The sequence below is a fragment of the Sphingomonas silueang genome (genome assembly GCF_040049155.1).
In the GTDB taxonomy this organism is placed as follows: domain Bacteria; phylum Pseudomonadota; class Alphaproteobacteria; order Sphingomonadales; family Sphingomonadaceae; genus Sphingomonas; species Sphingomonas silueang.
On sequence record NZ_JBDZDK010000017.1, the window covers coordinates 64294 to 80935 of the forward strand.

The window sequence follows — 16642 nt, forward strand, 5'->3', positions numbered from 1 at the left end:
CATCAACCCTGCGGTTCGAGGCGGACGATGTCGAACGATTTGAGCGTGATCCGCATCGGTATCTCCCCCACCGACAATATCGACAGATGCGGCAGGCTGCGCCGGGTCAGCGCGCGCAGGTGGCGGCGCAGCTCGGCACCGCACAGCAGCACCGGGGCGCGACCGTCGCGGAACATCGCCTCGGAGAGCGGCATCAGCCGCCGGATCAGCTGGTCGGCGAGCCGGGGATCGAACTGCATCGCGCCGCCGCCGGGACCGACGCTCGCCGCCAGCTGGTTCTCCAGCCGGGGGTCGAGGCTCAGCACCGCAAGGTCGGCGTGCCGCCCGCGCAGCTTGTGGCAGATGGCGTAGCTCAGCCGCTGGCGGACCTGTTCGGTCAGCTCGATCGGGTCCTTCTGCGTGCGGGCGAGGTCGACCAGATGTTCGGCGATCAGGTCGATGTTGCCGATCGACACCCCCTCGCCCAGCAGGTTCTGCAACACGCGCTGGATGTCGGACACCGACAATATCTGCGGCACCAGCTCCTCGACCAGTCCGCCCTGGCGGCGGCGCAGCCCGTCGAGCAGCTCGACGACGGTCGCACGGGTCAGCAGTGTCGCCACCTCGCCGCGCACGATCTCGCCGAAGTGATTGGCCAGCAATGTCAGCGGATCGATGATCGTGCAGCCCTTGGCACGCGCGGCATCGGCGGCCCCGGCGACGATCCACCATGCGGGCAGGCCGAAGGCCGGATCGACCGTCTCGATCCCGTCCAGCGCCGGACGCTGTCCGTTCGCCGGAATCGCCAGTACCCGGTCGGGCGGCACGTCCGCCGTGCCGTGGCGCGCGCCGAACAGGCGGATCTCATACTGGTCGTCGCCAAGGTCGGTACCGTCGGCCAGCCGGACGGCGGGAAAGGCGATGCCGAACTGTTCCTCGTGTACGCGGCGCAGCGCGGCGATGCGCTCCATCACCACCGCCCCCTCGCCGCCCCATGCCTGCGCCAGCCGCTGCCCGAGCCGGATTTCGAGCGGGGGGATCGCGCCGGTATCGGCGGCGACCGCCTCGTCCACCGCCGGTAGCTTCGCCCCGGCCTGTGCGCGGCGGATGCGCCACCAAGCGACGAACGCCAGCAGCGCGATCACCGCGATCGGCCATTTGGGCATGCCGGGCAGCAGCAGCAGCGCCAGCAGCACGATCGCGACGATCACCGGGATGCGCGGCACCGACCCCAGCTGCCGGAACACCTCGGTCGACAGTTCGCGGTCCGACGCGGATCGGGTGACGATGATGCCGGTCGCGATCGAGATGATGAGCGCGGGCAGCTGCGTCGCGATGCCGTCGCCGATCGTCAGCAGCGTGAAATGCTGGAGCGCCTGCGACCATGCCATGCCCATCTGCGTCACGCCGACGATCCAGCCCGCGACGATGTTGATGAGCAGGATGATGATCCCGGCGATCGCGTCGCCCTTCACGAACTTGCTCGCCCCGTCCATCGCGCCGTAGAAGGACGCTTCCTTCTCCAGCGCCTTGCGCCGGGCGACCGCCTCGTCGCGGTCGATCAGCCCCATGTTCAGGTCGGCGTCGATGCTCATCTGCTGCCCCGGCATCGAATCGAGCGTGAAGCGCGCGGCCACTTCCGACACGCGCTGCGCGCCTGCGGTGACGACGACATATTGCACGACGACCAGGATCGCGAACACGACGAGGCCGATGACGAAATTGCCGCGTACCGCGAACGCGCCGATCGATCCGATCACGTCGCCCGCATCGCCCCCGGTCAGGATTAGCCGCGTCGCCGCGACGTTGAGCGACAGGCGATAGAGCGTCGCGACCAGCAGCAGCGAGGGAAAGGTCGAGAATTCGACCGGTCTGCCGACATAGAAGGTCAGCAGCATGATCGTCAGCCCCAGCCCGAAGTTGGCGATGATCGCGAGGTCGAGCAGCGCCGGGGGGATCGGCGCGAACAGGATGACGAGGATGCCGATCGTCGCGACGACGAGGGCAAGGTCGCGATTGCCGCGCGGCAGGACATCCGCGGCAGCGGCGGGAGCGGTCGACATGGGGTTCAGGTCCGTTCGGCGGCCTGCGCGCGGCGCAGGGCGATGTAATGGGCGGCGACCGCCTCGAACCGGTCGCCGGGAATCGTCGCGCCGATCGTGCAGGCGCGGAACAGCGCGCGGGCAAGCGGCGGATCGGCGACGATCGGGATGCCGCGCCATCCCGCCTCGCGCCGCAGGTTGAGCGCATGCTCGCCCCGGCCCTTCGCCGCGACCTCCGGCGCCGTCATCGCCGCATCGTCGTAGCGCAGCGCCACCGCGAAATGCTCCGGATTGACGATCAGCAGGTCGCTGCCCGCCACGCTGCCCTTGCCCTGTGCGGTCATCTCGCGGTGGAGCTGTTTGCGGCGCTGCTTGATGCGCGGTTCGCCTTCGCGCTCGCGGTGTTCGCGCGTCACCTCGCGGCGGCTCATCCGCATCTGGCGGGTGAATTCGCGCCGGACCAGCAACTGGTCGAGGATCGCAAAGACCACCGCGACCAGCAGGAACGCGAAGGCGAGGCGCAGCCCGGCGGTGTGCAGCAGCGTCGCGATCCGCTCGCCGTCGCCTGCGACCTGCCCTTCGGCCGTAACCACGCCGCGCACCACCACCCAGGTCGCGGCGGCATAGGCGGCGAACTTGGCGAGGCTCTTGAGCGTTTCCTTCAGCATGCGCAGCGTGAACAGCCGCTTCAGCCCCTTGGCCGGATTGAGCCGCGACCAGTCGGGTTTGAGCGGGTGAAAGGTCAGGACGAATCCGCGCAACTGGATCAGTTCGAGCAGGATGACGATCCCGACCAGCGTGCCGCCGAGCAGCAGCAGCGGCGACAGGATCGTGCCGTAGAGGCGCGCGAGCAGCCCCGCCGCACCCGCCGGTTCGATCCCCTCGGCAAAGCCGCTCGACAGCGCGATCCGCATCGCCTGCGCCAGCGTCGCGACCAGTGCCGGTCCGGCGACCGACACGAAGCCGATCAGCGCGAGCAGCCCGGCGAGGAAGCCGAGTTCGGGACTGCGGGCGACCTGTCCCTTCTCCCGCGCCTTCTGCAGCTTGAACGGGGTCGGCGCCTCGCTGCGGTTCTGTTCGGGGGCGTCGGCCATCAGACGCCCTCGGCCATGGTGTCGAGCGCATAGGCGACGATCGTCGCGAACAGCGCGCCCGACAGTGCCAGTGCCACCGGCAGCATGGCCAGCGTCGCCAGCGTCTTGACCTGGAACCCCAGCAGCAGGACGTTCATCTGCGGCAGGGTGCGCGACATCAGTGCGACGGCGAGGTCGGCGAGGAACAGCACCAGCATCACCAGCCCCGCCAGCCCGAAGGCGAGCAGGAACACCGCCGAGACATAGCCGATCAGCACGTCGGGCCGCGTCGCCGCGAAGGCGCTGCCGAGCGGCGCGCGTTCGAGCGATCCGGCCCAGATCGCCAGCAGCTTCGCCGGGCCGTCGGTCGCGAAGAACACCGCGCCCGCCGCATAGGCGAATACCGTGCCGATCAGCGGCATCTGGCTGCGCAGCGACGGATCGACCAGCACGGCAAGGCCGTATCCCGCCTGGATGTCGATCGTCCGCCCCGCGACCAGCAGCGCGGCGAACGCCAGTTGCAGCGCCAGCGCCAGCGCGATGCCGAGCAGCAGTTCGCCGACCGCCAGCACGGGAAAGCCCTGCTGCCACACCGGCGCGCGCCATGTCGCGCCGGGGTTGCCCGCGACCAGCCATGCCGCCAGCGCGATCGACAGCATCAGGCGGACGATCGCGGGCACCCGGATCAGCGTGAACGGCTGGGCGAAGGCGAGGGTCGGCGCGATGCGCAGCGACACCAGCAAGGTCGCCGTCGCCTGCTGCACGATCGGGTCCATGTCCGCCCTCAGCCGACCAGCGCCGGAATGGCGAGATAGAGGCCGCGCGCGAAATCGGTCATCCGCGTCATCATCCACGGCCCGAGCAGGATCAGCAGCCCGGCGGCGACCAGCAGCTTGGGCACATAGCTGAGCGTCGCCTCCTGAATCTGGGTCGCGACCTGGAACACGCTGATGACCAGCCCGATCGCCAGCGTCGCCAGCAGGATCGGCGCGGTCAGGATCAGTCCCTGCCACAGCATGTCGTCCAGCAGATTGAGCGCCCGGTCGGCTTCCATGTCCCACTTCCCATCCCCGCGGGCGGGATAGGACGGCGGGCGGCGCGCGTATCGGCGAACTGCCGCCGTTTTCGAGGAAAATCGGCCTAAACTTATCCGCTTTCCCCGCGACCGGGATGCCATGCGGCACCTGCGTTGCGCGGTGCCGGTCGCGGGGGCATGGCGGAATGGTTGCGATCTTTACCGGGGCGGGCACCGGATTCGAACGGGGTTCGGGTGCATTGCTCGGCAGCGGCGGGACGATGGGCGGCGCCGCCATGGGGCGCAGCGGCGAACAGGTGATGCTGAACGCCGCCAACGGCAATCTTATCGTGTCGCAGCGCGACGAGTTCCTCGTCGGGCGCGGGCCGGACGCGGCGATCCTGCGCACCTACAACAGCCGGGGCGACCGCACCGACGACAACGGCGACAACTGGCGCATGGGCAACCAGCGCCGGGTGCACGGGCTGACCGGCACGCTCAACGCCGCGGGCAGCACGGTGAAGCGCACCGCCGCCGACGGGTCGGTCGTCACCTTCACCTGGGACGGCGGCGCGAACGCCTATGTCTCGACCGAGGGCACCGGCGCGCATGACCGGCTGCGCTACGACCAGATGTGGCGCTGGACCGACGGCGACAGCCAGACGGTCGAGAGCTATGGCGGGCCCGACCAGCAGATCAGCGAGATCGCCGACAGCAGCGGCAACCGGATCAGCTTCACCTACGAGAACGGGCGGCTGTTGCGGATGCAGACCGCCGACGGCGTGACCGGCAGCCGCGGCACGATCGAGTATCGCTGGAATGCCGGCACCAACAACATCGGCTCGACCGTCACGACCTATATCGATCCGGCGACCGGATTGTCGCGATCTTCGACACGCACCCGATATGGATATGATTCGCTCAACCGGTTGCAGACGGTCGAGGTGGACCTCAGCCCCGACGACGATCTGACGGTCGACGGCGACACTTATGTCACCACCTACAGCTACCACGGCAGCTCGCAATATATCGCGTCGATCGCCCAGTCGGACGGGTCGCTGCTGTCCCTGACCTATGACGCCTCGGGCCGGGTCGAGCGGATGGCGCAGGCGGTCGCGGGAACGAGCGAGCGGGTCACGACCATCGCCTATGAGAACGGGGCGACCACCGTCACCGATCCGGCGGGGCAGCACACCCGGTTCGACTATAATGCGGACGGATCGCTCCGCACGCTGACCGCACCTCCCGCCGTCAGCGGCGCGGCGCAGCAGGTCACGCGCTTCACCTACACCATGAACGGCGACGTCGACAGCGTCACCGACGCCGCCGGACGCGTGACCCGCCACGCCTATGACCTGAACGGCAACAATGTGATGACGCTGGAGCCGGACGGCGGGGTCATCGTGCGGACGTACAACGCCGACAACCAGCTGCTGACCGAGGCGCGCGACGCCAACCGCGTGCACAATGCCGCCGTGTCCTTCTCCAGCGAGGGCTGGGGCTATCCGTATAATCCGAACAACATCGTCAGCGGGCCGATCACCACCGGGACCGCCGGGGGCAAGAACTTCATCCGGGGCCATTACCGGGCGACGGCGGCCGGACAGGTCCTGTCGATCGGTTCGGCCCCTTTCGCGGTCCAGGGAGGCGAATGGCTCTATGTCGGAACCGGGCTGGAGGCACCGGCGCCGATTGGCAGCATGACGTTGGTTGTCTGGTGGACCGACGCCAGCGGACAGGGGGTCGGCAGCACCGCGATCGCCACGGTGCACGGTGCCCAGCCCTACGACAGCAAGGTCGCCAAGGCGTTCGAGGTCCCGGCGGGCGCGGCCACGGGGCGGCTCGAACTCTACGGCAGCCCGAGCGGAGCGGGCGACGGTCACATCCTGATGGTCGAGCCGACGGTCGTGCGCGTCGCGGCGGGGCGGACCGAGGCACCGGGCTTCGGCGACTATGCCGACGGGGCGGGGCCGAGCGTCACCCGCTATGTCTATGATTCCGCCAAGCGGCTCGCCTATGTCATCGACGGCGAGGGCGGGGTGACGCAGCGCCGCTACGACGCGGCGGGGCAGGTCGAATGGACCGTCGCCTATACCCAGCAGCAATTCTACCTGCCGATGCTGGGCTGGAACGGCGTGCCCAGCATGACGCAGATGGCCGACTGGCTGAACGGGCAGGACCGCAGCGCGGCGATGGTCACCGGCTATCGCTACGATGCGCAGGGCAACGTCATCGAACAGATCGGCTATGGCGGGACCAACGGCGACGGCTTCGTCAACCTGAACGACGGCTACAGCTCGACCAGCTTCCAGTACGACCGCGCCGGGCAGCTGATCGGTCGCACCCAGCGGCGCGGCAGCCTGCAGGCCGATCAGGAAGGGCGGCTGGGGCGGTTCCTCCGCGAAACCGGCGTGCGCGGCGGGACCGGGCCGACGCTCAGCAAGACCTATGTGCTGAACCCGGCAGCCGGGCGCACCACGATCGATGCCGATCTCATCAAGCTCGACACCTGGGACGGGGAGAAGCTGCGCGTCCATCTGAACGGCGCCGTGGCATTCTCGTTCGTGCCCGCGTCGTTCAACACGTCGCAGGACAACTGGTCCGGGCAGATTTCGGTCGGGGGGATCACCGGCACCTGGACGATCGTGTCGAGCGGGAAGGACGGCTATCTCGCCGGACTGGGCAACTACGGCGACCGGGTGTACCGCATGCACCTCGACCTGCGCGGCACCGGCCAGGCGGTCGTGTTCGGGCTGTCCTCGACGCTCGATGAGGGACGCGACAACGAATCCTTCGGCATCGACAATGTCGTGGTCGCGCAGGACGCGGCGTTCGACGATTTCGAGACCGGCACCGCCGGATGGATGCTGAACGGACAGCCCGCCCCGCTGCTGGCGACGCAGCGCACCGATCAGGGCGGGATCGGCGCGGCGATCGGCCCGATCGGCTCCACCGGCGGCAGCGAGGCGCTGACCAAGACCTATTCGCTCAACCCCGCCCAGCCGCGCACCAACGTCGATTTCGAGTTCATGCGGCTCGACAGCTGGGACGACGAGACGCTGTCGGTGTTCCTGAACGGCAACCGCGCGTTCGACGTGCAGCTGCGCATGTTCACCGATGCCCCGACCCGGAACGGCAGTTTCACCTTCGGCGGCCTGCGCGGCAGTTATCGCGTGACCCCGCTGGGTGCCGAGCGCCAGATCGTCGGATCAACGGTCTATCCGGACCAGAAGTATCGCGTCGAGATCGAACTCGAAGGGGCGGGCGGTTCGCTGCGCGTCGGCTTCGGCGCGGCGTTCGACGAACCCGCCCATAATGAATCCTTCGCGATCGACAGCGTGCGCGTCGGCCAGCCCGCGATCGTCGATACCTTTCAAACGAGCGACCTTGCGGGCTGGAGCGCGTCGTCGGGCACCCCCACGATCGAGGGCAGCGGCAGCGGCGATCCGAGCGCGCTGCCCGCGCAGGAACGCTTCGTCTATGACGGGCTGGGACGGCTGATCGCCTCGACCGATGCGCAGGGCGCCACGACGCGGATCGTGTTCGACGATCGCAACGCGCGCACGATCATGGCGATCGGCACAGGGCTGACGACGGTATCGACCTACAACCGCGCCGGGGAACTGATCGCCAGCAGCCGGTCGGGCAGCGCGATGGTGAACGGGGCGGAACGCTTCGTCTACGACCCGCTCGGGCGACCGCGGATGCGCGTCGATGCCCTCGGCAACGCCAGCTACTGGCTGTACGACGATGCCGGGCGCAAGGTGGCCGACATCGCCCATGGCGGGCAGATCACCGAATATCGCTACAATCCCGCCGGGCAGCTGACCGCGACGGTCCAGCACGGCGCCGCGGTCACGCGCGCGTGGCTCGATACGCTGGCGGGCGGCGGACGGGTCGACATCGCCCAGATCCGCCCGGCAGCGCATGCCGACGATCTGGCGACGTGGAACGTCTATGACGGCAAGGGGCGGCTGACCGGGCGCGCCGACAGCGCGGGCAGCGTCGTCGAATATGGCTATACCATCAACGATCAGGTGGCGTGGACCCGCCAGTATCGCAACCGGCTGGACGCCGGCACGATCGGCGCCTTCTTCGGGAATCCGCCGGCCGGACTGGTGCGTCCGGTGCCCAGCGATCAGGATGCGGTGGCGCGCAACTTCTACGATCGCAACGGGCGGCTGATCGGCGCGCTCGACGCCGAGGGCTATTTCCGCCGCACCGAATATGACGCCGCCGGGCGTAAGGTCCGCGAACTGGCCTCCGCCACCGCCACCACCGCCACGCTGCGCGCGACCGGCTCCTATGCCCAGCTGGCGGCGAGCACCGGCTATGCCGCGCTCGATCACGACCGCCGCTATTTCTACGACAATCAGGGGCTGCTGCGCTTCACGGCGGACAATGCCGGTACCCTGATCGAATATCGCTACGACAGCGGGGAGGGCGCGGCCTCGCCGGGCGGACCGGTCCAGACGATCCGCTACGCCCTGTCGACGGGTGCGCTGCCGGTCTATACCTATGCCTCGGTCCGCGACGCGGTCGCGCAGCAGGGGCTGGGGAACCTGCCCGGCAACCGGTCGAGCTTCGCGGTCTATGACCGCGCCGGGCGGCTGGCCTATGCGATCGATGCCGAAGGCGCGGTCGTCGGCCATGGCTATGACGCGCAGGGCCTGCGCATCCGCACCACCGCCTATGCCAGGCGGCTCGCGACGGCCAGCGTGCCGTCGAAACTGTACATGGACCAGTGGGCGCGCACCAATGCCGCCGCCGACGACCGGACGGTCCGATCCTTCTACGACGCCGCCGGGCAGGAACGCTATTCGATCGACGGCGAGGGCTATGTCACCGGCAGCGAGCGCGATGCCGACGGGCAGGTGCTGCGCACGATGCGCTGGGGCAACCGGGTCGTCGCCGACGATTCCTCGACGATCGCGGGTATCGCCGCGCAACTCGGCACGCCGGGCGTCACCACCAGCTACGGCTATGACACGCTCGGGCGGCTGGTCGAGGCGGTGGACGGCGAAGGCATCCGTACCCGCAGCGTCTATGGCGCGAACGGCCTCGTCCAGTCGGAAACCCGCGCCTACGGCACCCCGGAGGCGGTGACGACCACCTATGCCTATGACGGCGCGGGGCGGGTGCGCAGCCGGACGCTGGCCGCGGGAACGGCCGCTGCCGCGACCACCAGCTTCGAATATGACGGGCTGGGCAATGTCGTCGCCGAGGTCGATGCGCTGTCGCGCCGCACGGTGCACGGCTATGACCGGGCGGGCCGCCGGACCAGCACGACCGATGCGTTGAACGGGACGGTGCGGTTCGAGCATGACGCCTTCGGCAACGTCGTGCGGACGGTCGATGCGCGCGGCAACGCGACCTATCGCTATTACGACAAGCTGGACCGGCTGGTCGTCGAGCGCGATGCCGAGGATTATGTCACCGAGACGAGCTACGACCTGCTCGGCGACATGGTGGCCGTCACCCGGCGCGCCAATCGCGCGACCAACGCCGCCGCCGTCGGCACGCTGCCGAGCGTCGCGGGCGATGCCGGGGACGCGACGACCCGCTTCCGTTACGACCGGCTGGGCCGGGTGATCGCGACGACCGATGCCGAGGGCGGCGTCGAGCAGCGCTGGTACGATGCGTTCGGCAATGCGGTGCAGTATCAGGACCAGCGCGGCGGCATCTCGCGCAAGGCCTATGACCGGCGCGGCCTGCTGGTCGGCGAATCCAGCGCGGGCGGCGCGAACGGCGCCGATGCCTCCGTGTTGCAGCAGGAGGCTTCGGCGGTCGATCTCGACCTCGCCTATTATCGTTCGACCAATTCCGATCTTGCCGGGGTGAACGACACCGACCTGCGGTGGCACTGGACCAATCACGGCTGGCGCGAGGGGCGCAGGCCCAACGCCTTCTTCGATCCGGCCTATTATCTCGCCAACAATGCCGACGTGCGGGCCGCGAACATGGACCCGCTGCAACATTACGAACAGTTCGGCGTGTACGAGGGGCGGCGGCCGTCCGCCGATGCCTCCGCCCGGCCGATCGCGTCGGACGGCGGCACGCTGACCCGCTACGAATATGACGGGCTCGGCAACATGCTCCGGCGGGTCGAGGCCGCCGGACAGGCGAGCGAACGCAGCACCTGGTACGGCTACGACCGGCTCGGACGATTGGTCGAGCGCCACAGCATGCCGGTCGAATCGGTCGATGCGAACTTCGCCGTCCAGCCGCCCGCGCCGCCGATCGAGCGTTTCGTCTACGACCGGCGCGGCAATGTGATCGAGCAGACCGACCCGCGCGGCGCGCGGACGCTGCGCTGGTACGATGCGCTGGATCGCCAGGTCGCCGAGGTCGACGCGCTCGGAACCCTGTCGACGTGGCGGTACGACGCGAACGGCAATCTGACGTCGGCGAAGATCTACGGCACGCCGATCGCGCTCCCCGCCGATGCGCGCGGTGCCGTGCCGGGCGCACCGGGCGGCGAGGTGCGCGAGACGCTGTACTTCCACGACGCGCTGAACCGGGTCGAGGCGCAGGAAGTGGTCGGCGTGCTCTCGGGCAGCGGCGGCGCGGGCAGCTTCGCGACCGGCGTGGGGAATCTGCGGACCAGCTTCCGCTACGATGCGAACGGCAATGTCGTGCAGACGGTCGATCCGACCGGGATCGGCACCTATGCGGTCTACGACCGCGCAGGGCGCAAACTGCGCCAGACCGACGGCGAGAACTATGTCACCGAATGGCAGTATGACGCCGAATCGAACGTCGTGCGCGAACGGCGGACCGCCGACCGTGCGACCGTCGACGCCGCGGGCGGTTTCGCCGCGCCCGCCGCATCGACCGACGATCGCGTCACGACCTTCACCTACGACCGCAACGGTCGCCGCACCAGCGAGACCCGGCTGGGGGTCAAGGCCTATGCGGTCGGGGCCGAGGGTGTCATCACCGAGCTGACCGGGACCGGGGAGCGCGACCAGAGCGTCCGCTACGCCTATGACGCCAGGGGGCAGGTCTATGCCAAGACCGAGGCGACCGGCGACGTCACCCGCTACGGCTACGACCGCGCCGGGCGATTGCGCGCCGAGATCCGCGGCGGGTTCACCGATCACAGCGGCGCGACCACCGAGCCGCGCGTCAGCTATTTCTACGACGCGCTCGGCAACCTGATCCGCACCGATCAATGGACCGGGAGCGGCGCGACCGCGACGTTCCGCACGACGCGCCATAGCTATGACGCGGGCGGACGGCTGAAGACCACGACCGATGCGGAGGGCAACGTCACCACCCGGCGCTACAATCTCGCCGGCGACCTGATGATCGAGGAGGGTATCCGCAACGAGTTGAACAGTGCCGGCACGGCGGTCCCCACGACCGAGGCGACGCTGTACACGCGCGACGTGCTCGGTCGGGTGCTGAGCGAGGGCCGGGCCTATTGGACCGGAACGGAGTGGAAGCGCAGCCACAAGGAAGGGAACGACTATGATGTCGTTCGCACGACCTACACCGGCTTCGGCGAACTGAAGACCCGGAGCATCGGCGGCGGGACGGGCACGGTGCCCGCGCAGGAACAATATCGCTACGACAATGCCGGGCGGCTGGTCGCCACCAACGCCGGAGACGGCGTGTGGCGCTACACCGTCCACGACAAGGCGGGGCGTCAGACGCTGACGATCGCCAATCTCGACCTTGCCGATCTGGTAGGCGCGACGCTGGACCAGGCGCTGGCCAAGGCGAAGGTCGGCAACGCGGCGATCGGCGGCACCCATGTCGCGGGCCTGTACATGACGTTCCAGGCGAGCGACGGGCGCGGGCAGGTCACGTCGATCACCGAACCCTTCGCGGAGAACGGCAGCTACACCGCGGGTGCCAACGACACGCGGAGCTATAGCCGCCAGTCGCGGTCGCGTTCGATCACCTACAATGCGTTCGGCGAGGTCGCGTCGGAAACCGACTATCTGAACAACAAGACCGAATATGCCTATAACGCCATGGGCCGGTTGATCCGGCTCCAGCGTCCGCAGATCGACGTCCATCGCGACGCCAAGATCATCGGCCTCGGCACCCCGACCGACCAGTATTTCTACGACCGGTCCGGGCGCAGGATCGGCAGCGAGGACGCGCTGGGCCGGCGCGAAAGCCGGCTCCTGCTGGCGGGCACCGGCTATGGCGGTGCCGAGGCGATGGTCACGGAGCAATGGCACGCCGACGGCACCAGCGTCAGCATGGTCTATGACGGCTATGGCGACCTGCGGCAGAGCGTCGACGAGCTCGGGCAGCAGACCGACATGACCTATGACCGGATGGGTCGGCTGATCGAGATTCAACGTCCCGGCGGGATCGCAGAACACTATCGCTACGACGAACGCGGCAACCGCACGCTGCACTGGAATGCGGTGCAGACCCAGTCGCAGGCGGCGGTTTCCAAATATGACGCGCAGGGCCGGGTGTATTTCGCGCGGAGCTTCGGCGGGAGCGAGGCCGACATCACCGTGACGCGGCGCGTGTGGAACAGCGGGTCTTCCGACCCTGCGACCTATCCCCATGGCTATTGGGAAGAGACCGCCACCACGTTCAATCCCGCACTCGGCGAGTCCGACGACGTCGTGTTCTCCAAGGCGCAGGTGACCGAAACCGATGCCTTCGGTCGCGTGCTGCTGACGCGGGACATGGGCGGCATGTTCACCCGCAACACCTATGACCGGGGCGGTCGCCTGACCGCTTCGACGATCCGGACCGAACGGTCGGGCGGGACCGTCAAGCGCCAGACGACCTACACCACGCTCAATACCGGGCTGGTCGCAACGGTACTGCGCGAGGACCAGAGCGGCACCACGCTCCAGAAGGCGTTGCAGACCGACGCCGTCTACGACAGCAACGGCCGCAAGACCTCCGAGAAGTCGTGGCGATGGGAGGGAAATCCCCGGGTCCAGGTCCAGTTCCAGAACGCGACCGCGACCTATAACGCGCTGGGCTGGCGCACGGGCTGGGAGGAAGCGGGCGGCACCGCGACCGCCGCCGCCAAGGTCACGCACACCCATGACGCGGTCGGCAACATCCGGTCGACCGAACGCACCGCGAAATCGCTGGTCACCGCCACCACGCAGACCACGACGGAGCGGTTCGGGTACGACGCGCGCAACCGGGTGACGCTGCGCGGCGGTCTTGCGGTAAAGGTGTCCGCCCCCGACGCGCCCGAGGCGTTCAATCTCTACGCCGCCGACGGCAGTACCCGGATCACCTACGACGCGCTCGGGCGGCAGGAAACCGTCCAGCGCTTCCGCGAGACGACGAGGACACGACAGGTCAATCAGGGGAGCGGGCCGCCGCCGACCGTGCACGACGGCGGCAACACGACGGTCGAACAGGAATTTGATCCGGACCCGCCGCAATATGAGACGTACAACGTCGGCCTCGTGGAGCGCGAGGATTACCGCTACGCGGCGTCGGGCGGCGTGCTCGACGTCAGGTTCACGACCACCGAGAAGAAGTATCAGGCGGACAGCAAGCCGCACGAGCGCTACACGGCTGCCACCGACGCGGGCGGCACGATCGCGCGCTATGGCTATGACGCGCTCGGCCGGCTGACGACGCAGGTCGAGTTCCGCGGCGACGGGCAGGACGTCATCCGGCAGCGCTCGGTCGGCTATGACGATATGGGGCGCATGTCGAGCGACACGACGGTCCTGGTGCAGTACAGCACCTCGACCAATGCGCAGGACCGGCCGATCACCCGCTCGGTGACGACGTTCGCCTATGAGCGGGGCGGCGACTATGCGTTCGGCAACGCGATGACGACGACGGTGGCGAGCTATACCGTCCCGTCGACGGCCAACACCGCGACGACGACGGAGATCACCGCGCCGGGCACCTGGTCGGGCACAACGACGACCGAGAACTACTACGACTGGTACGGTGGCCCGGTGCTGTCGTCGACGAGCGTGACGACGACCGGCCAGAGCGGGCGCTCGACGAGCCATGGCTACGACACGACGGGCGTGCTGGAGTCGGTGACGATCAGCGACGGCCGCCCGCGGACGGTGACGTATCGGACCGACCTCGCCGGTCAGGTAGTGGAGCGCAAGGAGGCGGTGACGTCGGGCAGCACGATGCCGCACGAGGTGACCTACCGTTTCGACGGCGAGCAGCAGTTGCAGGTCGGCAACGACGGTACGAGCGCGGTGAGCTACGACGAGTCGCTGAACCGGCTGCAACGCAACGGCTGGACCGGTCCGTTCCGGGACGGCGACTATGGCCCGAGCGACTACCGGCAGGCGGGCCAGTCGCCGGACGTCCTCAACGCCTACAACCAGGGTTCGTCGGGCGGCAGCTATGCGGCGCGGGGCGGTGAGACGCTGGCGGACGTGGCGCGTGCGCTGTGGGGCGATGCGAACCTGTGGTACCTCTTGGGTCAGGCGAACGGGCTGACCGCGGGGGCGACGCTGTTCGAGGGGCAGCGACTGACGATCCCGGCGGGGGTGACGCGCAACGCCAATGCGGCGACGAGCTTCACGCCCTACGACCCGTCGCTCGCGATCGGGGAGGTGAGCGCGAGCGAGGCGCTGAACCCGACGAGCGCGGCCCCGCGCGGGCGACGCAACAAGTGCGGCGCGCTGGGGGCGGTGCTGGTGGCGGCGGTGGCGATCGTCGCGGCGGTGCATCTGAGCCCGGCGGTGGCGGGCGCGATCAAGGGGCTGTTCGGCGCGGCGGCGACGGCGACGGTCGCGACGGCGAGCGGCACGGCGCTTACCGCGACGGCGGCGGCGATCGGGACCTTCTCGACGATCGCGGGCGGCGCGCTGGCGGGTGCGGCGGGCTCGATCGTGGGGCAGGGACTTGCGGTGGCGACGGGGCTGCAGGACCGGTTCAGCTGGAAGGGGGTGGCGCTGGCGGCGATCGGCGGCGGGGTCGGCGGCGCGGGGCTGCTGGGTTCGTCGAGCGGGGTGCTGGCGGGGATCGGTCGCGGGGTGCTGGGCAATGTGCTGACGCAGGGCACGTCGCTGGCGCTGGGGTTGCAGCAGCGCTTCGACTTCGTGGGGCTGGCGGTGGCGGGCGTCGCGGGCGGCGTCGGCGACCTGGTGAGCGATGGCAAGACCGGCACGTGGCGGCAGATCAAGGCGGGTGCGGCCTCGGCGATCGCGGGGGCTGCGACGCGCTCGATCGCGACGGGCACGAGCTTCGGCGACAATGTGCTGGCGGTGCTGCCCGATGTGATCGGGACGACCATCGGGCGGGTCGTGGGGGCGAGCGTGGCTGCCGCCGTCGAGCGGCGGGCACTTGCGCGCGCGCAAGCCAGCGCTCCGCGCCTGACTGCCGATGTCGGCGCGTTGTTGCAGGATAGCGGGGTGACAGGTGGCGGCGGGCCCCCGCCGCCGCTGTCCCCGAACTCGCACGCGGGTTTCCATGCGACCGGCAACGCGCCGGGGCGACCGGCCCTGCGCGGAACCGTGACCGTCGAGGATCCCGAGACGATGCCGCTCGGCTCCGTTTCGGAAATCCCGCCCGCACGCGATCTCATGACATGGGCGCTGCGCCGGGAGAATTTTGAAGCGGGCAAGCTTCCCGGCTACGACTATTCGCCTTGGGAAGAAGCGTTCAGCGAGAACTTCCGCAACATTCTCATGAACGATGCGAAGGCTGCGGGCCAGGTCGCGCAGATCGACCTGATTTTCGGGGGTGCCATTGCCGCATGGATGGCACCGCTCGTGCTACCGGCAATGGTGGAGGGCGGGCTGGTCGGCACCATTGCCGGAATCCTCGATATGTCGGCAAGCCTGAACAATGTCGGCGGTATCGGTACGGCGGCGCTGGGCAAGACGGAGCGGCCGCTCGATCTGGCCTTTGGTGACGGCGCGTCTTCACGGCTCGATCTTGCCGGCGGGGTGATCGGTCTGGGAGCGGGAGTTCGCTTGCTCCGCCAAGGGGCAGGAAGCGCTGTCGGCGACAATCCGATCATCAGCGAGATCGACTCGAATCTACATCGCTACTCGTTGGAGCCCCCGGTTATAGCCGGGTTCGACGCGACGCCTGGTACCATTCGCGCGTTTGCCGCTGAGAGTGAAGCGGCAAAGCTGGTTCCCCGCTTGGGACCGAAGGGCGTCGATCCTCTCCACCACAACGCTAACGTGCTGGTGCGGGACGCATCAGGCAATGTCGTTGCGCACGAACGGTTCGTCAGCGGCAATATGACGCTGGAAGAGCAGGCGCTTGGCTTCCCAAGGAACACGTTGGCGTCGCATACTGAGGCAAGAGCGGTGCGCAGCATGGAGCTTGAGCCTGGTGGTCGCATGACGATTACGGGGCAGAGTCCGCCTTGCCCATCATGTAAGGGGGCGATGAATCGTGCGGCGAGCGAGAGCGGCGCGACGATCAAGTATCAATGGCGTCAAAATGGAAAAACAGTAACCTGGACCGCTACACTGTGGCTTTCAGCGGTAAATGTCACGAATGTCAGCACTAGGTGACGCCGATGACGAGGGTGCTGCGGGCGGCTTCCACGACATCCTCGCTGATGGTTGCGAGGCCGTTGATCTTCAGCACGC

At 68.6% G+C, this 16642-nt stretch carries 5 protein-coding genes; 1 reads left to right on the forward strand and 4 read right to left on the reverse strand.

What is annotated here, in order from left to right; genetic code table 11:
- Positions 1 to 2: 2 nt before the first annotated feature.
- Genes ABLE43_RS15390 through fliQ form a run of 4 tightly spaced genes read right to left on the reverse strand, consistent with a single transcriptional unit; the run spans position 3 to position 4148 of the window.
- Positions 3 to 2042 carry a flagellar biosynthesis protein FlhA gene (locus ABLE43_RS15390; RefSeq protein ID WP_348979260.1) on the reverse strand — a complete coding sequence of 680 codons (2040 nt, stop codon included), beginning with the start codon at positions 2040 to 2042 and terminating at the stop codon, positions 3 to 5.
- A 5-nt stretch (positions 2043 to 2047) separates the two neighbouring features.
- Positions 2048 to 3115 carry an EscU/YscU/HrcU family type III secretion system export apparatus switch protein gene (locus ABLE43_RS15395; protein WP_348979261.1) on the reverse strand — a complete coding sequence of 356 codons (1068 nt, stop codon included), beginning with the start codon at positions 3113 to 3115 and terminating at the stop codon, positions 2048 to 2050.
- Positions 3115 to 3870, reverse strand: coding sequence for a flagellar biosynthetic protein FliR (locus ABLE43_RS15400; RefSeq protein WP_348979262.1), 756 nt, complete (start codon positions 3868 to 3870; stop codon positions 3115 to 3117). Before ABLE43_RS15400 ends, ABLE43_RS15395 begins: the two co-directional genes overlap by 1 nt.
- A gap of 8 nt (positions 3871 to 3878) precedes the next feature.
- A complete protein-coding gene (gene fliQ / locus ABLE43_RS15405; RefSeq protein WP_348979263.1) occupies positions 3879 to 4148 on the reverse strand; it encodes a flagellar biosynthesis protein FliQ in 270 nt (89 codons plus the stop codon).
- Between the two features lie 167 nt (positions 4149 to 4315).
- Here fliQ and ABLE43_RS15410 point away from each other — a divergent pair, with 167 nt between their 5' ends.
- Positions 4316 to 16564: a hypothetical protein gene (locus ABLE43_RS15410; RefSeq protein WP_348979264.1), complete on the forward strand. Its 12249-nt coding sequence runs from the start codon at positions 4316 to 4318 to the stop codon at positions 16562 to 16564.
- Positions 16565 to 16642 lie beyond the last annotated feature (78 nt).